Source organism: Plantactinospora solaniradicis (genome assembly GCF_042658085.1).
GTDB lineage: Bacteria > Actinomycetota > Actinomycetes > Mycobacteriales > Micromonosporaceae > Plantactinospora > Plantactinospora solaniradicis.
Genome location: NZ_JBHSPR010000044.1, coordinates 25,108 through 42,709 on the forward strand (window position 1 = coordinate 25,108; position 17,602 = coordinate 42,709).

Below are 17,602 nucleotides of genomic sequence, written 5' to 3' on the forward strand. Positions count from 1 at the left end.
AGCAGGAGATGGTCACGTCACCCTGGTCGGCCATGCACGTGTCGTTGCCGAGGCCGCCGTTGGCGACGTCCAGCGGGGCACCGTCGAGGACGTCGAGGCTGTCGGTGCCAGCCCCGCCGTTCAGCCGGTCCAGGCCGATACCGGCGCTGAGGGTGTCATTGCCGTCACCACCGTTGACGATGTCGTTGCCGGCGCCGCCGTTGATGGTGTCGTTGCCGTTGCCACCGTTGATGGTGTCGTTGCCGGCGCCGCCGTCGATGGTGTCGTTGCCGTTGCCACCGTTGATGACGTCGTTGCCGTTGCCACCGTCGATGGTGTCACCGCCGTCGCCGCCGTTGATGACGTCGTTACCGGCACCACCGTCGATGACGTCGTTGCCTTCGTCGCCGTTGAGGACGTCGTTGCCGCCCATGCCGTTGATGGTGTCGGCCCCGAGTCCGCCGTAGACGGTGTCGTCGCCGACGCCGCCGTTGATGCTGTCGGCACCGAGGTTGCCGTAGATGGTGTCGTTGCCTGCACCGCCGTTGAGGCTGTCGGCGCCCTGCTCGCCGTAGATGGTGTCGTTGCCGCCACCGCCGTTGACGGTGTCGGTGCCCGCCCCGGCGTACACGGTGTCGTTGCCGTTGCCGGCGAGGATGGTGTCGTTGCCGGCGAGGCCGCAGATCACGTCGTTGCCGGCGGTGCCGATCAGAAGATCGTCGCCGGGGGTTCCGGTGATGGTGCAGACCTGGTTGATGCCGACGTTACGGGTGTCGCCGCGCTCGGCGGCGGCGGACTGGGCGTGTGCGGCGCTCGCGAAGAAACCGAGGGCGACGGTTGCGCCGACGGTGACGAGCGTGCTCCGCAGCAGCGGTCGCAAACCCCAACCTGTTGTGGTGTTGGATCTGGCGGTCATAGTGACCTCCTGGTGGTGGACGTGGGCTGGCCGAAGCCATCTGGTCCGGGCGAGTGGATTGCGTCCGGCGACGTCGGCGTGACGCAAACGCCGAGCGAGCCTTGCGGCGGATGATGGCCCGGTGCCGTCACGGCGCCATCCGGGCCGGATCAGGGTTTCGTCACGACGCCATTGATGTCGAATCCGACACCGCCTACAATGCGCCCCCAGCCCGAGTCCGTCGGAAGTCGTTGATTCGGTCACCGATGCGACAGTTGCCCGCCTCCCGCTGACCCCCCGCGTCGTCCGGACGACACACCTGTCCGGCCCGGATGGGCGGGTCGGCGTCGCCGGCCGGTCAGTGACGGGTATCCGACCGACATCCGGGGAACCGAACGGGCCCGACGAGAGTCCTGCGTCTGGACGTGCCCGCTGTCAGGCCGGCCCGACCTCGGATGGCCGGCACCGGCCGCGCGAGGGAGCGGGCGACATCGCTCCGGTGAGGGGAGCGACGACGCCGCTGTCCCGGCAGGAGCGGAAAGCCCGGATTCGCGACAGTAGGGTGGGTGCCATGGCAGTTGTGAAGATCAACGCGATCGAGGTTCCGCCCGGTGCCGGCGAGGAACTGGAGCGACGGTTCGCCGCCCGGCTGGGTGCGGTCGAGAAGGCACCCGGATTCCTCGGCTTCGAACTGCTCCGCCCGGTCGCAGGCGACAGCCGGTACTTCGTCTACACGAAGTGGGCGGACGAGGCGGCGTACCAGGCGTGGGCGGCCGGCCCGGCCCGGGAGGCGCACGCACGGGGCCCGGCCGAGGGCGGACCGGGCGGCGAGCAGCCCAAGCCGGTCGCCACCGGGGCCACGCTGCTGGAGTTCGAGGTGGTCCAGCAGGCCAGCGCGGCGGCCGGTTAGCGAGTTCCGCCGGTCAGCGGCCGCTACCGGTCAGCCCGTTCCACCGGTCAGCGTTCCCGGGAGTCCACCAGTGACGCGAAGGCGATGACGTTGTCGGAGTAGCCCGTACCGCCGCCGAGCCATCGGCCGCCACAGGTGATCAGACGCAGCCACGGGCGCCCGTAGTCGCCGTACACCCGTTCGACGGGCAGTTTGCCCTTGTCGAAGTGTTCGACGGAGTTGACCTCGAAGATCGCCACCGAGCGGTCCTGGCGGGTCACCTCGATCTTGGCGCCGGGGCGGAGCTTGACCAGGTCGTGGAAGACCGACGGACCGGTCCGGGTGTCCGCGTGGCCGACGATGATCGCCGGCCCGAACTGGCCCGGGGTCGGTCCACGCTCGTACCAGCCGGCCTCGTTGTGCCGGTCGAGCGCGGGTACGGCGATGGAGCCGTCGTCGGCGAGCCCGACCCGGTGCACGGGAGCCCGTACGTCGATCGACGGGATCGCCAGCTTGACCGGTCGGCTCGGCGCCAGCACCGGGAACTCGCGCGGTGGCTCCTTGTGGCCCCTGCCCAGCCAGTTCCATGGCCCGCCCGAGGACTGCCCGAGTCCGGCGCCGGTGGCGAAGATCCCGACCAGCACCAGGACGATGGCGAGTGGCCCGATCATGCTCCGGCGCTGGCGGGTGGCGCCGCCCCGGGCCGCCGGGTGCCGCAGGTGCGGTGCCGGACGCCGGCCGCCGAACCGGGGACGACGGGTGGTCGGGGCGCGGGCCATGGCCGGAACCGGGTCAGATCCGGCGGGCGGTGGCCGACCGGGCCCGTCGGCGTAGCGCGATCAGCCCCAGCACGGCCCCGAGCGCCGTGGTGACGAGTCCGCCGGTCACCAGCAGGCCGCCCCGATCCTCGCCCGCGGTACCGCCGAAGCCGGTCGCCGGGCCCCGGTTGGGCCGGGTGGCGCCGACCACCATGAGCCGGGTCGACGCGTTCTTGCCGTCCGGGCAGCTCAGCCGGACCCGGTAGGTGTCCGCCCGGGTGGTCTGCGGCACCGTCGCCACGGCGGTGAGGAAGCCGGCCTGCGGCTGTACGGTCGCGGTGCCGAAGGCACCCGACTCGACCGTGGCCGGCTGGGTGTTGCTGGTGCAGCTGGCCTTGATGCCGATCATGTACCCGGCCTCGACCGTGCTCGGGTTCACCTGGACGAAGACGTCGGCGGCTCGGGCCGGGGCGGGCACGGTCAGCACCCCGCCGAGGGCGAGCGCAGCACCGCACAGGATCGCGGTGCGTCGACGCGTGGCCACTGTTCCCCCTCCCGGCGCCGTCGGCAGGGCCGGGCGCGGGGCCCCGGGGCCTGCCGTACAGAAGAATCTTCTCATCCAGCGGCGCCGCGCACACCCGGTCGGGCGTTCTCGGCCGGATCGGCGGCCGATGGGGGTGGTCGCGTAGGCTCACTTTCCCGTGACCCTCTCCAGCCGTGAGCAGACCGCCGGGGTGCCGTCGGCCCGAGCGGGCCAGATGGCGCCGACGGAGCGGCTGGCCCGGGTCCGCACCTTCCATCCGCGCCGGGGCCGGCTCAGCAGCCGGCACCTCGATGCGCTGGACCGGCTGTGGCCTCGATACGGCCTGACCATCCCGACCGGGGACACGCCGGGCGGACGTACCCCGAACGAGGGCGCGCCGGCCGGGAACGTCTGGGACGAGAGCACACCCGCCGGGAACACGCCGGACGGGAGCGCGCCGATCGACCTGGTCGACCTGTTCGGTCGCCGGGCGCCGGTGGTCCTGGAGATCGGCTCGGGGATGGGCGACGCCACCGCGGCGATGGCCGCCGCGGATCCCGGCCGGAACTACCTCGCGGTCGAGGTGCACACCCCGGGCATCGCCAACCTGCTCGCGCTGACCGAACGCCACGGACTGACCAATGTCCGGATCGCCCGGGGCGACGCACTCGACCTCGTCCGGCACCTGCTCCCGCCGGACGCCCTCGACGCGGTGCACGTCTTCTTCCCCGACCCGTGGCCGAAGCCCCGGCACCACAAGCGGCGGTTGATCCAGCCGTCACACGTCGCCCTGCTCCGCTCCCGGTTGGCCGCCGGCGGCACCCTGCACTGCGCCACCGACTGGGCCGAGTACGCCGAGTCGATGCTCCAGACCCTGACCGCCGACCCGGAGCTGGCCAACGCGTACCCCGGGTACGCACCGAGGCCGGCGTACCGTCCGGTGACGAAGTTCGAGCGCCGTGGCACCACGGCCGGACGCCCGATCCTCGACCTGATCTTCCACCGCCGCTGAAGCCGCCCTCGGAAGGGACGCGGCGGCGGAAACGATCATCGGGCGGGCGGCGGACTGGCGTCTCCGGGCCGGGCCAGGCACCATGGACCGGCTATGACGCTCACCGACCAGCTGCCGGGCAGCGCCGACCCAGATACCCTCTTCGACGCGTTCGCCGGTTGGGCGCAGGAGCGTGGCCTCACCCTCTATCCGCATCAGGAAGAGGCGTTGATCGAGATCGTCTCCGGTGCCAACGTCATCCTGAGCACCCCGACCGGCTCCGGCAAGAGCCTGGTCGCCGCCGGTGCCCACTTCGCGGCCCTGGCCGAGGACCGGATCAGCTTCTACACCGCGCCGATCAAGGCGCTGGTCTCGGAGAAGTTCTTCGCGCTCTGCGACATGTTCGGCGCGGAGAACGTCGGCATGCTGACCGGCGACGCGAGCGTCAACGAGGACGCGCCGATCATCTGCTGCACGGCGGAGATCCTGGCCAACATCGCGCTGCGCGACGGCGACCGGGCCGACGTCGGCATGGTGATCATGGACGAGTTCCACTTCTACGCCGAGCCGGACCGGGGCTGGGCCTGGCAGGTCCCGCTGATCGAACTGCCGCAGGCGCAGTTCGTGCTGATGTCCGCCACGCTGGGCGACGTCACCCGGTTCACCGACGACCTGAGCCGGCGTACCGGCCGGCCGACCGCGCTCGTGAAGAACGCGGAACGGCCCGTGCCGCTGATGTTCACGTACGCGATGACGCCGCTGCACGAGACCCTGGAGGAGCTGCTCAGCACCAAGCAGGCCCCGATCTACGTCGTGCACTTCACCCAGGCCGCCGCCCTGGAGCGGGCCCAGGCGCTGACGAGCGTCAACGTCGCCACCCGGGCGGAGAAGGACATGATCGCCGAGGCGATCGGCAACTTCCGGTTCACCGCCGGATTCGGCCGTACCCTGTCCCGGCTGGTCCGGCACGGCATCGGGGTCCACCACGCGGGGATGTTGCCGAAGTACCGACGGCTGGTCGAGACGCTGGCCCAGGCCGGGCTGCTCAAGGTCATCTGTGGCACCGACACCCTCGGTGTCGGCATCAACGTGCCGATCCGCACGGTGCTGTTCACCGGCCTGTCGAAGTACGACGGCGTCCGGACCCGGCTGCTCAAGGCGCGCGAGTTCCACCAGATCGCCGGCCGGGCCGGGCGGGCGGGCTTCGACACCCTGGGCACGGTGGTGGTGCAGGCGCCGGAGCACGTGATCGACAACGAGAAGGCCCTCGCGAAGGCCGGTGACGACCCGAAGAAGCGGCGCAAGGTGGTCCGCAAGAAGCCGCCGGAGGGGTCGATCGGCTGGGGTCGGCCCACCTTCGAACGGCTGGTCGAGGCCGAGCCGGAACCGCTGACGTCGAGCTTCACCGTCAGCCACGCGATGCTGCTCAACGTCATCAGCCGGCCCGGCGACGCGTTCGCGGCGATGCGGCACCTGCTGACCGACAACCACGAGGACGCCGCCGCGCAGCGCCGGCACATCCGCCGGGCCATCGCCATCTACCGCGCGTTGCTGGCCGGCGGCGTGGTCGAACGGCTCGCCGAGCCGGACGAGGCCGGCCGACGGGTACGACTGACCGTCGACCTCCAGCTCGACTTCGCACTCAACCAGCCACTCTCGCCGCTCGCACTGGCCGCGATCGAACTGCTGGACGTGGCGTCCCCCACGTACCCGCTGGACGTACTCTCGGTGATCGAATCCACTTTGGACGATCCTCGACAGGTGTTGTCGGCGCAGCAGTTCAAGGCGCGCGGCGAGGCGGTCGCCCAGATGAAGGCCGACGGCATCGAGTACGAGGCCCGGCTCGAACTGCTGGACGACGTCACCTATCCGAAGCCGCTGGTCGAGCTGCTGGACGCGGCGTACGAGATGTACCGGCGGGGCCATCCCTGGGTGGCCGACCACCAGCTCGCCCCGAAGTCGGTGGTCCGGGACATGTACGAGCGGGCGATGACCTTCGTCGAGTACGTCAGCTTCTACGGGCTGTCCCGCTCCGAGGGCCTGGTGCTGCGCTATCTGGCGGACGCGTACAAGGCGCTGCGGCAGACCGTGCGCGAGGACGCCAAGACCGAGGAACTGATCGACCTGATCGAGTGGCTCGGCGAGCTGGTCCGACAGGTCGACTCCAGCCTGATCGACGAGTGGGAGCGGCTGCGCAACCCGGGCGAGGCGGCCACGATGGTGGTCGACGACAAGCCGCCGGCGGTCACCGGAAACGTGCGGGCGTTCCGGGTGCTGGTCCGCAACGCCCTGTTCCGCCGGGTCGAACTGGCCGCCCTGCGCCGGTACGACGAGTTGGGCGGGCTCGACGCCGAGGACGGCTGGGACGCCGACGCCTGGGCGGAGGCGCTGGAGCCGTACTTCGAGGCGTACGACGAGATCGGCACCGGGCCGGCGGCCCGGGGTCCGGCGCTGCTGATGATCGAGCAGGGGCGCGACCGGTGGACGGTCCGGCAGATCCTCGACGACCCGGACGGCGACCACGACTGGGGAATCAGCGCGGAGGTCGACCTCGCCGCCTCCGACGCGGTCGGTGCGGCGGTACTCCGGATCACGGACGTGGGCCAACTCTGAGTCCTGGTGCGACGGTGAGTCAGGCGTCTATCTGTACCTGCCGCCGCTTCGGACGTAGGGTCGGTCGGGTGAGTGGCGATGTGGTCCCGTCGAGGCGGGAGGTACGCATGTCCGACGCCGACCGGGAGAGCGTCATCGCCCGGTTGAACACCGCCGTCGCCGAGGGGCGGCTGACCCTGTCCGAGTTCGAGGAGCGCGTCGACGGTGTGCTGTACGCCCGCACCTACGGCGACGTGGAGCCCTTCGTCGCCGACCTGCCGGCCGCCACTCCGGCCGCCGCACCGAGCGACGTCGTCGAACTGACCAGTCACGCCGGGCACATCCAGCGCGCCGGCCGCTGGGCCGTACCCCGGCGGCTCGTGGTGCGCAGCAAGGCCGGTGTGGTCAAGCTCGACCTGCGACACGCCGTCATCAGTCATCCGGTGGTCGAGATCCAGCTGTCCACCCAGGCCGGCTCGACGACCATCGTGCTGCCACCGGGAGCGACCGCCAACATCGACGGGGTCACCACGACCGCCGGCACGGCGGAGACCAGGGTCCCGTCGGCACCCGAGCCGGGTTCGACCTTCCCGCACGTCGTCATCACCGGCAGTACCGCCGCCGGCACGCTGCTGGTCCGCTACGAGCGCCGATTCTGGCGCTGGCGCTGGTAGCGGCGGTCGGTGCCGCCGCGCCGGCCGCTGGCCGGGGACTCAGTCGTGGTCCAGGGCCTCCGCCAGCTCCACCCCGTCCAACCGCGCGAGCACCATCGTCTGGAAGCGGGGGCACGACTGGTAGTCCGGATGCCGGCACCGCAATCCGTGTTCCAGCAGCGTCTGCGACAGCGTCAGCCGGGCGATGCGCTGCCGCACCTGCGCCAACTGGGCCCGCAGCACCTCCCGCCGCCGGTCCCGATCCGGGGCGGCGAACAGCTCCCGCAACTGCTCCAGGCTGAACCCGGCGTCCTTCCCAAGCATGATCTCCGCCACCCGGGTCACATGCGCCGGTCCGTACACCCGCCGCCCCGCCACCCGCCGCGCCGGTGACAGCAACCCCATGTCCTCCCAGTGCCGCAACACGTGCGTGGCCAACCCGAAACGGGCTGCCAGCTCGCCGATCGTGTACTCCAACACCACCTCCGAAGTTCGTACCCACCTTGATAGCAGCTCGGTTGACTTCAGGTCGACCTGAAGTCACACACTCGTGCGCATGACCGAGACGCACACCGCCTACACCGACACCGACACGCTGATCCGGCTGCTCGACGCCGCGGAAGCCATGCCCGCCGCCGCGGCGCTACGGGCGCGCAGCTACGAGGTCCTGCGGTTACCGCCGGGCGCGACGGTGGTCGACGTCGGCTGCGGCACCGCTCGCGCCGTCGTCGAACTGGCCGAGCACGCAGCCCAGGCCATCGGCGTGGACCTCGACCCGGCCATGCTGGCCGCCGCCCGCCGCCGGTTTCCCGACATCGACGTACGCGCCGCCGACGCCACCGAGCTGCCGCTGGCTGACGGGCAGGCGCACGGGTACCGGGCGGACAAGGTGTACCACGTCCTGCCCGACCCGCACGCGGCCCTGGCCGAAGCCCGCCGGGTCCTCGTCCCGGGTGGGCGGATCGCACTGCTCGGCCAGGACTGGGACACCCTGGTCATCGACTCCGACCAACCCGAACTGACCCGCCGCATCGTGCACGCCCGCGCCGACAGCATCCCCCACCCCCGCGTCGCCCGCGCCTACCGCAACCTGCTCCTCGACGCCGGCTTCCACGACGTCGACGTCGAGGTCCACACCGCGCTGTTCACCGATGCCAGCATGCTGCCCATGTTCGTCGGGCACACCGCCGCCGCGCAGCAGGCCGGCGTCATCACCGGCGACGAAGCCGACAACTGGATCGGCGAGCAGACCCGGCGCGCCCAGGACGACCGGTTGCTGGTCGCCGTCCCGATGTTCCTGGCCTCGGCCACACGCTGACCCCTCGGCTATACGCATTCCGTTATGGGTATATGATGGTTGCCATGGCACGAGCAGCGACGACGTCGGACGTCTTCAACGCGATCGCCGAGCCGCAGCGCCGGGAGATCCTGGCGCTGCTGCGGGCGGGTGAGCGGCCGGTGACCGAGTTGGCCCAGGCGCTGGGGATGACCCAGCCCGGGGCGTCCAAACACCTGCGGGTGCTCCGGGAGGTCGGGCTGGTGCGAGACCGCAAGGCGGGCAAGCAGCGCCTGTACGGCCTCGACGCCCGCGGACTGCGACCGGTCCACGAGTGGACCGGCGGGTTCGAGCAGTTCTGGAACGAGAGCTTCGACCGGTTGGACGCGTACGTGCAGGACCTGAAACAGGCAAGGGAGAAGGAGTAGCTGATGAGCGAGATGGGACGAGGAGCGCCGGCGCGGTCCGTGACGGCTGACCGCGAGATCGTGATCTCCCGGGTCATCGACGCCCCACGGGAGCTGGTGTTCGAGGCGTTCACCGAGGTGCGGCACCTGTCGCGGTGGTGGGGGCCCGAGGGGTTCACCACCACCACGCGGTCGTTCGAGTTCCGCGTCGGCGGGGTGTGGGACTTCGTGATGCACGGGCCGGACGGAACGGACTACCAGGAGTGGATCTCCTGGACCGAGATCGTCCCGCCGGAGGGGATCACGCTGCTGCACGGTGAGTCCCGCGGCGACCCGAACGCCTTCGAGTCGGTCCTCACGTTCGCGTCCGACGGGGCGGCGACCCGGATCGAGATGCGCACGGTGTTCCCGACCAAGGAGCTGCGCGACGAGGCGGTCGAGAAGTACCACGCGATCGAGGGCGGCCGGCAGACCCTGAGCAACCTGGCTGCCTACGTCACCGAGATCGTTCGGAAGGGAGCGGAGGGCTGATGGCCGGGAAGGTGTTCTTCAGCGTCTCGATGTCGCTGGACGGGTTCATCGCGCCGGAGTCCCTCGGGGACTTGATGGGGCAGCAGTGGATGGAACTCCAGGCGTGGGTCTTCCCGCAGCGGTTCTTCCGGGAGAACCTGAAGCTCGGCGAGGGCGGCGAGGAAGGGCGCGACAACGACATCCTGCGGGAGACGTTCGAGCGCACCGGCGCGAGCGTGATGGGCAAGCGCATGTTCGACGCCGGCGAGCAGATGTGGCCGGCGGAGGCGCCGTTCCACACGCCGGTGTTCGTCGTGACGCACACCAAGCGTGACCCCTGGGAGCGGCCGGGCGGGACCACCTTCCACTTCGTCAACGACGGCATCGAGGCCGCGCTCGACCAGGCCCGCGAGGCCGCCGGCGACCGCGACGTCCGCATCGCGGGCGGCGGCGCGACGATCCTCGAGTACGTGAACGCCGGCCTGGTCGACGAGTTCTCGATCGCGCTGTCGCCCGTGCTGTTCGGCTCCGGAATCCGCCTGTTCGAGGGCGTGGACGCGGGCCGCGTGGCCCTGGAGCCGGTCCGCGCGGAGCCCTCCCCGAGGGTGACGCACCTGACCTACGCCGTCCGGGAGCGGTAGGCGCACGGCGGACGGCCTGACGGACCGTGGCATGCCGGCGGCCTTGCCCAAATCATCTTAGTCATTAAGATAATCGCATGGGCATATCGACTGACTTCTCCGTGGCAATCGCCGGCGCCGGCCTCTCCGGCCTCTGCCTCGCCCAGTACCTGATGCGCGCCGGCATCGACGTGCACGTCTACGAGCGGGACCCGGGCCCCTTCGTCCGGCGGCAGGGCTACCGGATCATCCTCGACCGGTACGGGCTGGAGGCGCTGCGCGCGAGCCTGCCCCGCCCGCTGTACCGCCTGGCGCTGACCACCGGCGACGAGCCCGGCGGGCACCTGCGCTTCACCGACAGCCGGCTCCGGAACGCATTCACCATCACCTTCAAGGACGAGCCGCACGCGACCCGCCAGGTCGACCGGCTGACCCTGCGGTCGATCCTGCAGTCCGGGCTGGACGGGCGCATCCACTACGGCAAGGCCGCCGTCGCGGTGGACAGCGGCGGCCCGGCAAGGCTGCGGCTGCGGTTCTCCGACGGCGGGGCCGCCGCGGCAACCGTCGTCGTGGGCGCGGACGGCGTCAGCTCGGCGCTGCGCGCGGAGCTCATCCCGGACGCGGACCCGGCGAACACCCCGATGGCGGGCATCTACGGCCGGTCGCCCCTGCGGCGGAACGGCGGAAGCGTCATCCCGGACGCGCTGCGTACCAGCGGGGTCCTGGCCATCGCCGACCGGCCGGGCCGCGCCTTCTTCTTCACCTCCATGCGGTTCGGCGAGAGCCCGCAGGAGGCGTTCGCGCGCCTGGCCCCGGGCAGCTACGCGCCCACCGGTGACGACTACGTCATGTGGGGACTGCTGCTCCGGCAGGAGGAGGTGCCCATCGGCGTCCGTGGGGACCTGCTGGCGCTGTGGAGACTGGCCGCCCGGATGAGTGTGGACTTCCACCCGCTCATCCGGCGGCTGGTCGACACGGCCGAGGTGGACACCACGGTGCTCAACCTCTTCGCCACCGGCCGGCGCCCGCGCCGCTGGGCGGTGCCCCGGGCGACGATGATGGGCGACGCCGTGCACGTCATGCCGCCGTTCGGCGCTCACGGCGGCAACACCGCGCTCCGCGACGCCGCCCTGCTCGGCCACAGGCTGGTCGAGGCCCGGGCGAGCGGCGCGCCGGTGGAGGAGGCGATCGCCGGCTACCAGGACGAGATGGTGCCCTACGCCTTCCGCGCCGTCGACACCGCAGCCGGGCTGATGCGCCGCCTCACCGGGGGCGCGGCCGCACCGCACTGGGTGCTGACCCGCGTGTTACCTCGGCTGCACCGGGTCACCGTACCGGAGGCATGATTGCGGGCATGTCCCACGAGCCGGCCCGTGCGTCCGCGATCGCCGACCTCATGCGCGCCGGGCGGGAGACGTCGCGGCTGTCCATGGTGTTCCGGTACGCCATCGCGGAGCGGCTGGGCCTCACCGTGAGCGACCTGGAGTGCCTGGACCACCTGGCGGACGTCGGATCCGCCACCGCGGGGCAGGTCGCCGAGCGGACCAACCTCACCACCGGGGCGGTGACCAGCATGCTCCGCCGGCTCCAACAGGCGGGCTACGTGACGGCCGAGCGCGATCCGGCCGACCGGCGGCGGGTGATCGTCACCCTGCGGCCGGAGCGGATCGCCGAGTTGGAGCGACCGTACGAGCGGTTTGCCGAGCGGGCGGAGCGGCTCATCGAGGGCTACAGCGTCGAGGAGGTCATGCTGCTGGTCCGGCACTATGACCGCATGCAGGCGATGTACCTCGCCGAGTTGGACCGCCTCCGCAGCGGTCCGCCTGAGGCGGCGTCGCGTGACTGACCGCGCTCCCGGTCGTCCGGACTCCACACAGTTCGCGTGGAAGCGACATCCGGAACGTCCGTTTTGGGCTGGGCGGAGCGGCGTGAATCAATTAGAATGGGTGTACTAAAACGGCTTCTGAACTGGGAGGACAGCCGTGCCAGAGCCCGTCTCCACCGCGCCCTCTCCCGCCCCCCTGCCCTACGCCACCCTGCTCGCCTTCACCCGCTACGTCGACCGCACCGGTCCGGCCAAGGCCACCTTCGTCGGCGGCCTCCGCAAGCAGCGGGCGAGCCGCTCCGGCTTCAACCCACACGGCCAACTCGTCAAGGCACTCAAGGCCGACATCGCCTTCCGGACCGGCGGCCGGCATCTGGCGGAGATCGTCGACGTGGTCAAGCCGCGCTGGCGTCCGCTCTACGAGACCCTGGTTCCGGGCACGGTGAGTTTCCTGCACTCGCTCGGCGACCTGTCGACGGTCGAACTCGCGCAGACCCATGATGCCCTGGGCATGGTCGGCGAGCTGCCGGTGAAGATCAATCCGCACCTCGGCCTGCGCTACGACGACGGGCGGCGGGAGGCCGTCCGGCTGCACTTCGACGAGCAGCCGCCGAGCCAGGAGGCGCTGCTGGCGACCCTGCACCTGATGAGCCGGCAGATGGACCAGGTGCTGCCCGGCGCCGATCCGGTGCTGGTCGACGTACGCCGGGGTGTCGCGCACCACCGCGATCCGGCGGTCCGCGCCGACCAGGTGGAGCGCTGGCTGGCCGGTGAGGCCGCCGCGTTCACCGCGATCTGGTCCACCGCCGCGTAACCCCACCGGTGGTCGTGGACCCGATGGTGGTGTTGACCGGTCCCGCCGCCGGCAGGGCTGGCAGGCTGGTTCCATGGCGGTCGACATCGTGTACGAGACCCACGCGCTGACCACGGACAACGAGGCCGGCCTGGCCACCGGCTGGCTGCCCGGCCAGCTGTCCGCGTACGGCCGGCAGGGCGCCCGCGAACTGGGCGAACGACGCCGGGACGACGGCCTTCAGGTGGTCTTCTGCTCCGATCTGCGCCGCGCGGTCGAGACCGTGGAGATCGCGTTTCCGCTCCGCGAGGTGCCGGTGCACCGGGACACCCGGCTGCGGGAGTGCGACTACGGCGAGCTGAACGGCATGCCCGTGGCCGAACTGGCCCGGCTGCGCGGTCGGCACCTCGACGAACCCTTTCCGGGTGGGCAGAGCTACCGGCAGGTAGTCGAACAGACCCACGGATTCCTGCGCGACCTGGCAGCCGGCTGGGACGGGACCCGGGTCCTGATCGTGGCGCACTCCGCGAACCGCTGGGCTCTTGATCACCTGCTGCACGGGGCCCCGCTGGCGGACCTGGTCGCCGCCCCCTTCGACTGGCAGCCCGGCTGGTCGTACCGGCTTCCGTCCGGCTGGGGCAGCGACCGGCCGCCGCCGGCACGGGCCCAACCCGGGCAGCCCGCGCCGGAACGTGGATAACTCGCGGGCATCCGCCGCCCCGGCCTGCCTATCCTTGGCGACGACATGCACACGACGCCACCCGCCCCCGCCGCACCCGCCGCCGACCTGGCCGAGCTCCGGGCCCGGCTGCCCGAGCTGATGTTCCGGGACCAGCGCCGCATCCAGCGGCGGATCGACGGGATACCCAAGATCCGCGACTCGCGCCGCCGCGAGGCCGCCACCACCGAGATCGCCACCGAGATCGCCTCGGCGGAGCAGCGGCTGACCCGCCGCCGGGCCGCCGTGCCGGTTGTCACCTACCCGGCGGGGCTGCCGGTCAGCGAGAAGAAGGACGACCTGCTGGCCGCGATCCGGGACCACCAGGTGGTGATCGTGGCGGGCGAGACCGGGTCCGGCAAGACCACCCAGTTACCCAAGATCTGCCTCGAACTGGGCCGGGGCGTACGTGGCCTGATCGGGCACACCCAGCCCCGACGGCTGGCCGCCCGGACCGTGGCCGACCGGATCGCCGACGAACTCGGCACCGAACTGGGCGGGGCGGTCGGGTACAAGGTCCGGTTCACCGACCAGGTCGGCGACGGGACGCTGGTCAAGCTGATGACCGACGGAATCCTGCTCGCCGAGCTTCAGCAGGACCGGATGCTCCGGCAGTACGACACGCTGATCATCGACGAGGCGCACGAGCGCAGCCTCAACATCGACTTCATCCTCGGGTATCTCCGGCAGTTGCTGCCCCGCCGGCCGGACCTCAAAGTGATCATCACCTCGGCGACGATCGACCCGGACCGCTTCGCCCGGCACTTCGGGACCGAGGCCGAGCCGGCGCCGGTCGTCGAGGTGTCCGGCCGGACGTACCCGGTGGAGGTCCGCTACCGGCCGCTGGTCGAGGTGGCGGATTCGGACGACTCCGACGACTCCAACGACGATTCGGACAACGTCCGGGACCAGGTCCAGGCGATCGGCGACGCGGTACAGGAACTGGCCGCCGAGGGGCCCGGCGACATCCTGGTCTTCCTCAGCGGGGAGCGGGAGATCCGGGACACCGCCGACGCCCTGGCCAAGCTGGTACAGAACCGGCCGGGGTTGCGCGGGACGGAGATCCTGCCGCTCTACGCCCGGCTCTCGACCGCCGAACAGCACCGGGTGTTCCAGGCACACCAGGCCCGCCGGGTGGTACTGGCCACCAACGTCGCCGAGACCTCGCTGACGGTTCCCGGAATCAAGTACGTCGTCGACCCCGGTACCGCCCGGATATCCCGGTACAGCCACCGGCTGAAGGTGCAGCGGCTGCCGATCGAGGCGGTCTCGCAGGCGTCGGCGAACCAGCGGAAGGGACGCTGCGGGCGTACCTCGGACGGGATCTGTATCCGGCTGTACGACGAACCGGACTTCCTCGGCCGCCCCGAGTTCACCGACCCGGAGATCCTCCGTACCAACCTCGCCTCGGTCATCCTCCAGATGACGGCCATCGGGCTCGGCGACATCGCCGCGTTCCCGTTCATCGACCCGCCGGACCGGCGCAACATCGCCGACGGGGTTGCCCTGTTGCAGGAGTTGGGCGCGCTGGAGGCGGCGACCGGGAACGAACCCGTCCGTCGGCTGACTCCGCTGGGCCGTCGGCTGGCCCAGCTTCCGGTGGATCCCCGGCTGGCCCGGATGGTGCTGGAGGGCGAGCGGAACGGCTGCGCCGCCGAGGTGATGGTGATCGCCGCCGCGTTGTCCATCCAGGATCCCCGGGAGCGGCCCGCCGACAAGCAGGCGCAGGCCGACCAGGCACACGCCCGGTTCACCGACAAGGAGTCGGACTTCGCGGCGCTGCTCAACCTGTGGCGGTACCTCAAGGACCAGCAGAAGGAGTTGTCGTCCAGCGCGTTCCGCCGGATGTGCAAGGCCGAGTACCTCAACTACCTGCGGGTGCGGGAGTGGCAGGACATCAACAGCCAGCTCCGGCAGGTACTACGCAGCATGGCCGCCCGGCCGACGGACGGCAGGCCCACCGGCACCGACCAACGAACGGACGACGGCCGGCGCGGCGGCAGCCAACGGCCGGCGGACGACAGCGCGGAGGGCGGCACCGACCAGCCGGCGAACGATATCGACACGGATCGGATCCACCAGTCCCTTCTCGCCGGGCTGCTCTCGCACGTCGGCCTGAAGGACGCCCAGAAGAACGAGTATCTCGGCGCCCGGGGTGCCCGCTTCGGCCTCTTCCCCGGTTCGGCACTGTTCCGCCGGCCGCCGCGCTGGGTGATGGCGGCCGAACTGGTCGAGACGTCCCGGCTGTGGGGCCGGGTCGCCGGGCGGGTCGAGCCGGAGTGGGTCGAGGCGCTCTCCCAGCACCTGGTGAAACGCAGCTACAGCGAGCCGCACTGGGAGAAGAAGCAGGCCGCCGTGGTGGCGTACGAGAAGGTCACCCTGTACGGCATCCCGCTGGTCGCCGGCCGCAAGGTCAACTTCGGCCGGATCGACCCGGCGCTGTCCCGCGAACTGTTCATCCGGCACGCGCTGGTGGAGGGCGACTGGCAGACCCCGCACCGGTTCTTCCACGACAACCGGGCACTGCGGGGCGAGGTCGAGGAGTTGGAACACCGGGCCCGGCGCCGGGACATCCTGGTCGACGACGAGACCCTGTTCACCTTCTACGACCAGCGGCTGCCCGCCGACGTCGTCTCCGGCCGGCACTTCGACGCCTGGTGGAAGCGGACCCGCCGGGACCAGCCCGAACTGCTCACCTTCGACCGCCAGATGCTGGTCAACCAGGGCAAGGGCGGCATCGACGCGGCGGACTACCCCGACGAGTGGCACTCGGACGGGGTGGCGCTGCCGCTGACGTACCGGTTCGAGCCGGGCACCGAGACCGACGGCGTGACGATCGACATCCCGCTGCCGATGCTCAACCAGGTGACCGCGGAGGACTTCGACTGGCAGGTACCGGGGCTGCGCGAAGAGCTGGTCATCGCGCTGATCCGGTCGCTGCCGAAGGCCGTACGCCGGAACTTCGTCCCGGTGCCGGACTATGCGCGGGCGGCGCTGGCCGCGATCACGCCCGGCCGGGAGCCGCTGCTCGACGCGCTGACCCGGGAACTGCGCCGGATGACCGGCGTCACGGTCCCCCGGGACGCCTGGGACGTCGACCGGCTGCCGGCGCACCTGCGACCCACCTTCCGGGTGATCGGCGACGAGCAGAAGACCGTCGCCGAGGGCAAGGACCTGCCGGCGCTGCAACGTCAACTCACCACCCAGGTACGCAAGATGGTGGCCGCCGCCGCGCCCGACGTGGAACGGCAGGGCCTACGGGAGTGGAGCCTCGGCACCCTGCCCCGCTCCATCGAACAGAACCGGGCCGGCTACCTTGTCACCGCCTACCCGGCGCTGGTGGACGAGGGGGACAGCGTCGCGGTACGGGTCTTCGAGTCCGAGGCCGAACAACGGCACCAGATGTGGGCCGGCACCCGCCGCCTGCTCCGGCTCGGCCTGGCCGCACCGGCGAAGTTCCTCCAGGGCCGACTCTCCAACGAGGCCAAGCTGGCGCTGAGCCGCAACCCGCACCGCAACGTGCAGGACCTGCTCGACGACGTGGCCGACGCGGCGGTCGACAAACTGATCGCCGACGCGGGCGGCCCGGCCTGGGACGCCGACGGCTTCGCCGCGCTCCGGGACCGGGTCCGGGCCGACCTGGTCGACACCACGATCGAGGTCGCCGAACGGGTACGTCGGATCCTCGCCACGGCCTACACCGTCGAACAACGGCTGGCCCGGACCAACAGCCTGCCCCTGGTCGCCGCGCTCACCGACATCCGGGCCCAGCTCTCCGCCCTGGTGCACCGAGGCTTCGTCACCGAGACCGGCTACGCCCGGCTGGCCGACCTGCCCCGCTATCTCACCGCCATCGAACGGCGCCTCGACCGGCTCCCCCAGAACCCGCAACGCGACCGGGAACAACAGGCCCGGATCGAACAGGTCCAGCAGGAGTACCGGGACATGCTCGCCACCCTCCCCCCACCCCGCCGCAACGACGACGCCGTACGACAGATCCGCTGGATGATCGAGGAGTTACGCGTCAACGTCTTCGCCCAGGCCCTCGGCACTCCCTACCCCATCTCCGAACAGCGCATCTACCGCGCCATGGACCTCGCCGAGGTGTAAGGAAGGGCCCCTTCTTATCGCTTTCTGTAGAAGAAGGGCCCCTTCTTAACACGTAACACCCCC

At 71.1% G+C, this 17,602-nt stretch carries 17 protein-coding genes; 13 read left to right on the plus strand and 4 right to left on the minus strand.

Annotation, left to right across the window (positions count from 1 at the left end; genetic code table 11):
- A partial coding sequence (locus ACFP2T_RS35510; protein WP_377429657.1) for a calcium-binding protein occupies positions 1–895 on the minus strand: 895 nt, incomplete at its 3' end.
- 550 nt (positions 896–1,445) lie between these two features.
- On the opposite strand from ACFP2T_RS35510, the gene ACFP2T_RS35515 reads away from it, so the two are divergent.
- Positions 1,446–1,784, plus strand: a complete 339-nt coding sequence (locus tag ACFP2T_RS35515) for an antibiotic biosynthesis monooxygenase family protein (RefSeq protein WP_377429660.1) — start codon at positions 1,446–1,448, stop codon at positions 1,782–1,784.
- A 47-nt stretch (positions 1,785–1,831) separates the two neighbouring features.
- Here ACFP2T_RS35515 and ACFP2T_RS35520 read toward each other — a convergent pair whose 3' ends face one another.
- Both ACFP2T_RS35520 and ACFP2T_RS35525 read right to left on the minus strand, forming a co-directional pair.
- A complete protein-coding gene (locus tag ACFP2T_RS35520) occupies positions 1,832–2,542 on the minus strand; it encodes a class F sortase (RefSeq protein ID WP_377429662.1) in 711 nt (236 codons plus the stop codon).
- A 13-nt stretch (positions 2,543–2,555) separates the two neighbouring features.
- Positions 2,556–3,065, minus strand: a complete 510-nt coding sequence (locus tag ACFP2T_RS35525) for a hypothetical protein (protein WP_377429665.1) — start codon at positions 3,063–3,065, stop codon at positions 2,556–2,558.
- Between the two features lie 214 nt (positions 3,066–3,279).
- Between ACFP2T_RS35525 and trmB the strand changes: the two genes are divergently transcribed.
- The 3 genes from trmB (at position 3,280) to ACFP2T_RS35540 (ending at position 7,301) form a co-directional block, all read left to right on the plus strand.
- Positions 3,280–4,056 (plus strand): tRNA (guanosine(46)-N7)-methyltransferase TrmB, encoded by a 777-nt coding sequence (gene trmB / locus ACFP2T_RS35530; RefSeq protein WP_377429848.1) that lies wholly within the window; start codon positions 3,280–3,282, stop codon positions 4,054–4,056.
- Between the two features lie 93 nt (positions 4,057–4,149).
- Positions 4,150–6,648 carry a DEAD/DEAH box helicase gene (locus ACFP2T_RS35535; RefSeq protein WP_377429668.1) on the plus strand — a complete coding sequence of 833 codons (2,499 nt, stop codon included), beginning with the start codon at positions 4,150–4,152 and terminating at the stop codon, positions 6,646–6,648.
- Positions 6,649–6,716: 68 nt separating this feature from the next.
- A complete protein-coding gene (locus ACFP2T_RS35540; protein ID WP_377429670.1) occupies positions 6,717–7,301 on the plus strand; it encodes a DUF1707 SHOCT-like domain-containing protein in 585 nt (194 codons plus the stop codon).
- Between the two features lie 39 nt (positions 7,302–7,340).
- On the opposite strand, the gene ACFP2T_RS35545 is transcribed toward ACFP2T_RS35540, so the two are convergent.
- Complete coding sequence (locus tag ACFP2T_RS35545; RefSeq protein WP_377429672.1) at positions 7,341–7,757, minus strand: MerR family transcriptional regulator; 417 nt, start codon at positions 7,755–7,757, stop codon at positions 7,341–7,343.
- Between the two features lie 79 nt (positions 7,758–7,836).
- Here ACFP2T_RS35545 and ACFP2T_RS35550 point away from each other — a divergent pair, with 79 nt between their 5' ends.
- From ACFP2T_RS35550 to hrpA, 9 genes are all read left to right on the plus strand, one after another.
- Positions 7,837–8,598 (plus strand): methyltransferase domain-containing protein, encoded by a 762-nt coding sequence (locus ACFP2T_RS35550; RefSeq protein WP_377429674.1) that lies wholly within the window; start codon positions 7,837–7,839, stop codon positions 8,596–8,598.
- Positions 8,599–8,642: 44 nt separating this feature from the next.
- Positions 8,643–8,984: an ArsR/SmtB family transcription factor gene (locus tag ACFP2T_RS35555; RefSeq protein WP_377429676.1), complete on the plus strand. Its 342-nt coding sequence runs from the start codon at positions 8,643–8,645 to the stop codon at positions 8,982–8,984.
- Positions 8,985–8,987: 3 nt separating this feature from the next.
- Positions 8,988–9,494 carry an SRPBCC family protein gene (locus ACFP2T_RS35560; protein WP_377429678.1) on the plus strand — a complete coding sequence of 169 codons (507 nt, stop codon included), beginning with the start codon at positions 8,988–8,990 and terminating at the stop codon, positions 9,492–9,494.
- Positions 9,494–10,114, plus strand: coding sequence for a dihydrofolate reductase family protein (locus ACFP2T_RS35565; protein WP_377429681.1), 621 nt, complete (start codon positions 9,494–9,496; stop codon positions 10,112–10,114). Before ACFP2T_RS35560 ends, ACFP2T_RS35565 begins: the two co-directional genes overlap by 1 nt.
- Positions 10,115–10,191: 77 nt before the next feature.
- Positions 10,192–11,439 (plus strand): FAD-dependent oxidoreductase, encoded by a 1,248-nt coding sequence (locus tag ACFP2T_RS35570; protein WP_377429683.1) that lies wholly within the window; start codon positions 10,192–10,194, stop codon positions 11,437–11,439.
- Between the two features lie 8 nt (positions 11,440–11,447).
- On the plus strand, positions 11,448–11,939 hold the full coding sequence (locus tag ACFP2T_RS35575; protein WP_377429686.1) for a MarR family winged helix-turn-helix transcriptional regulator: 492 nt from the start codon (positions 11,448–11,450) through the stop codon (positions 11,937–11,939).
- A 136-nt stretch (positions 11,940–12,075) separates the two neighbouring features.
- Complete coding sequence (locus tag ACFP2T_RS35580) at positions 12,076–12,732, plus strand: hypothetical protein (protein ID WP_377429689.1); 657 nt, start codon at positions 12,076–12,078, stop codon at positions 12,730–12,732.
- A 73-nt stretch (positions 12,733–12,805) separates the two neighbouring features.
- Entirely contained in the window at positions 12,806–13,411 is a 606-nt protein-coding gene (locus ACFP2T_RS35585) for a histidine phosphatase family protein (RefSeq protein WP_377429691.1), read from the plus strand.
- Positions 13,412–13,456: 45 nt separating this feature from the next.
- Positions 13,457–17,539, plus strand: a complete 4,083-nt coding sequence (gene hrpA, locus ACFP2T_RS35590) for an ATP-dependent RNA helicase HrpA (protein ID WP_377429693.1) — start codon at positions 13,457–13,459, stop codon at positions 17,537–17,539.
- Positions 17,540–17,602: the final 63 nt, after the last annotated feature.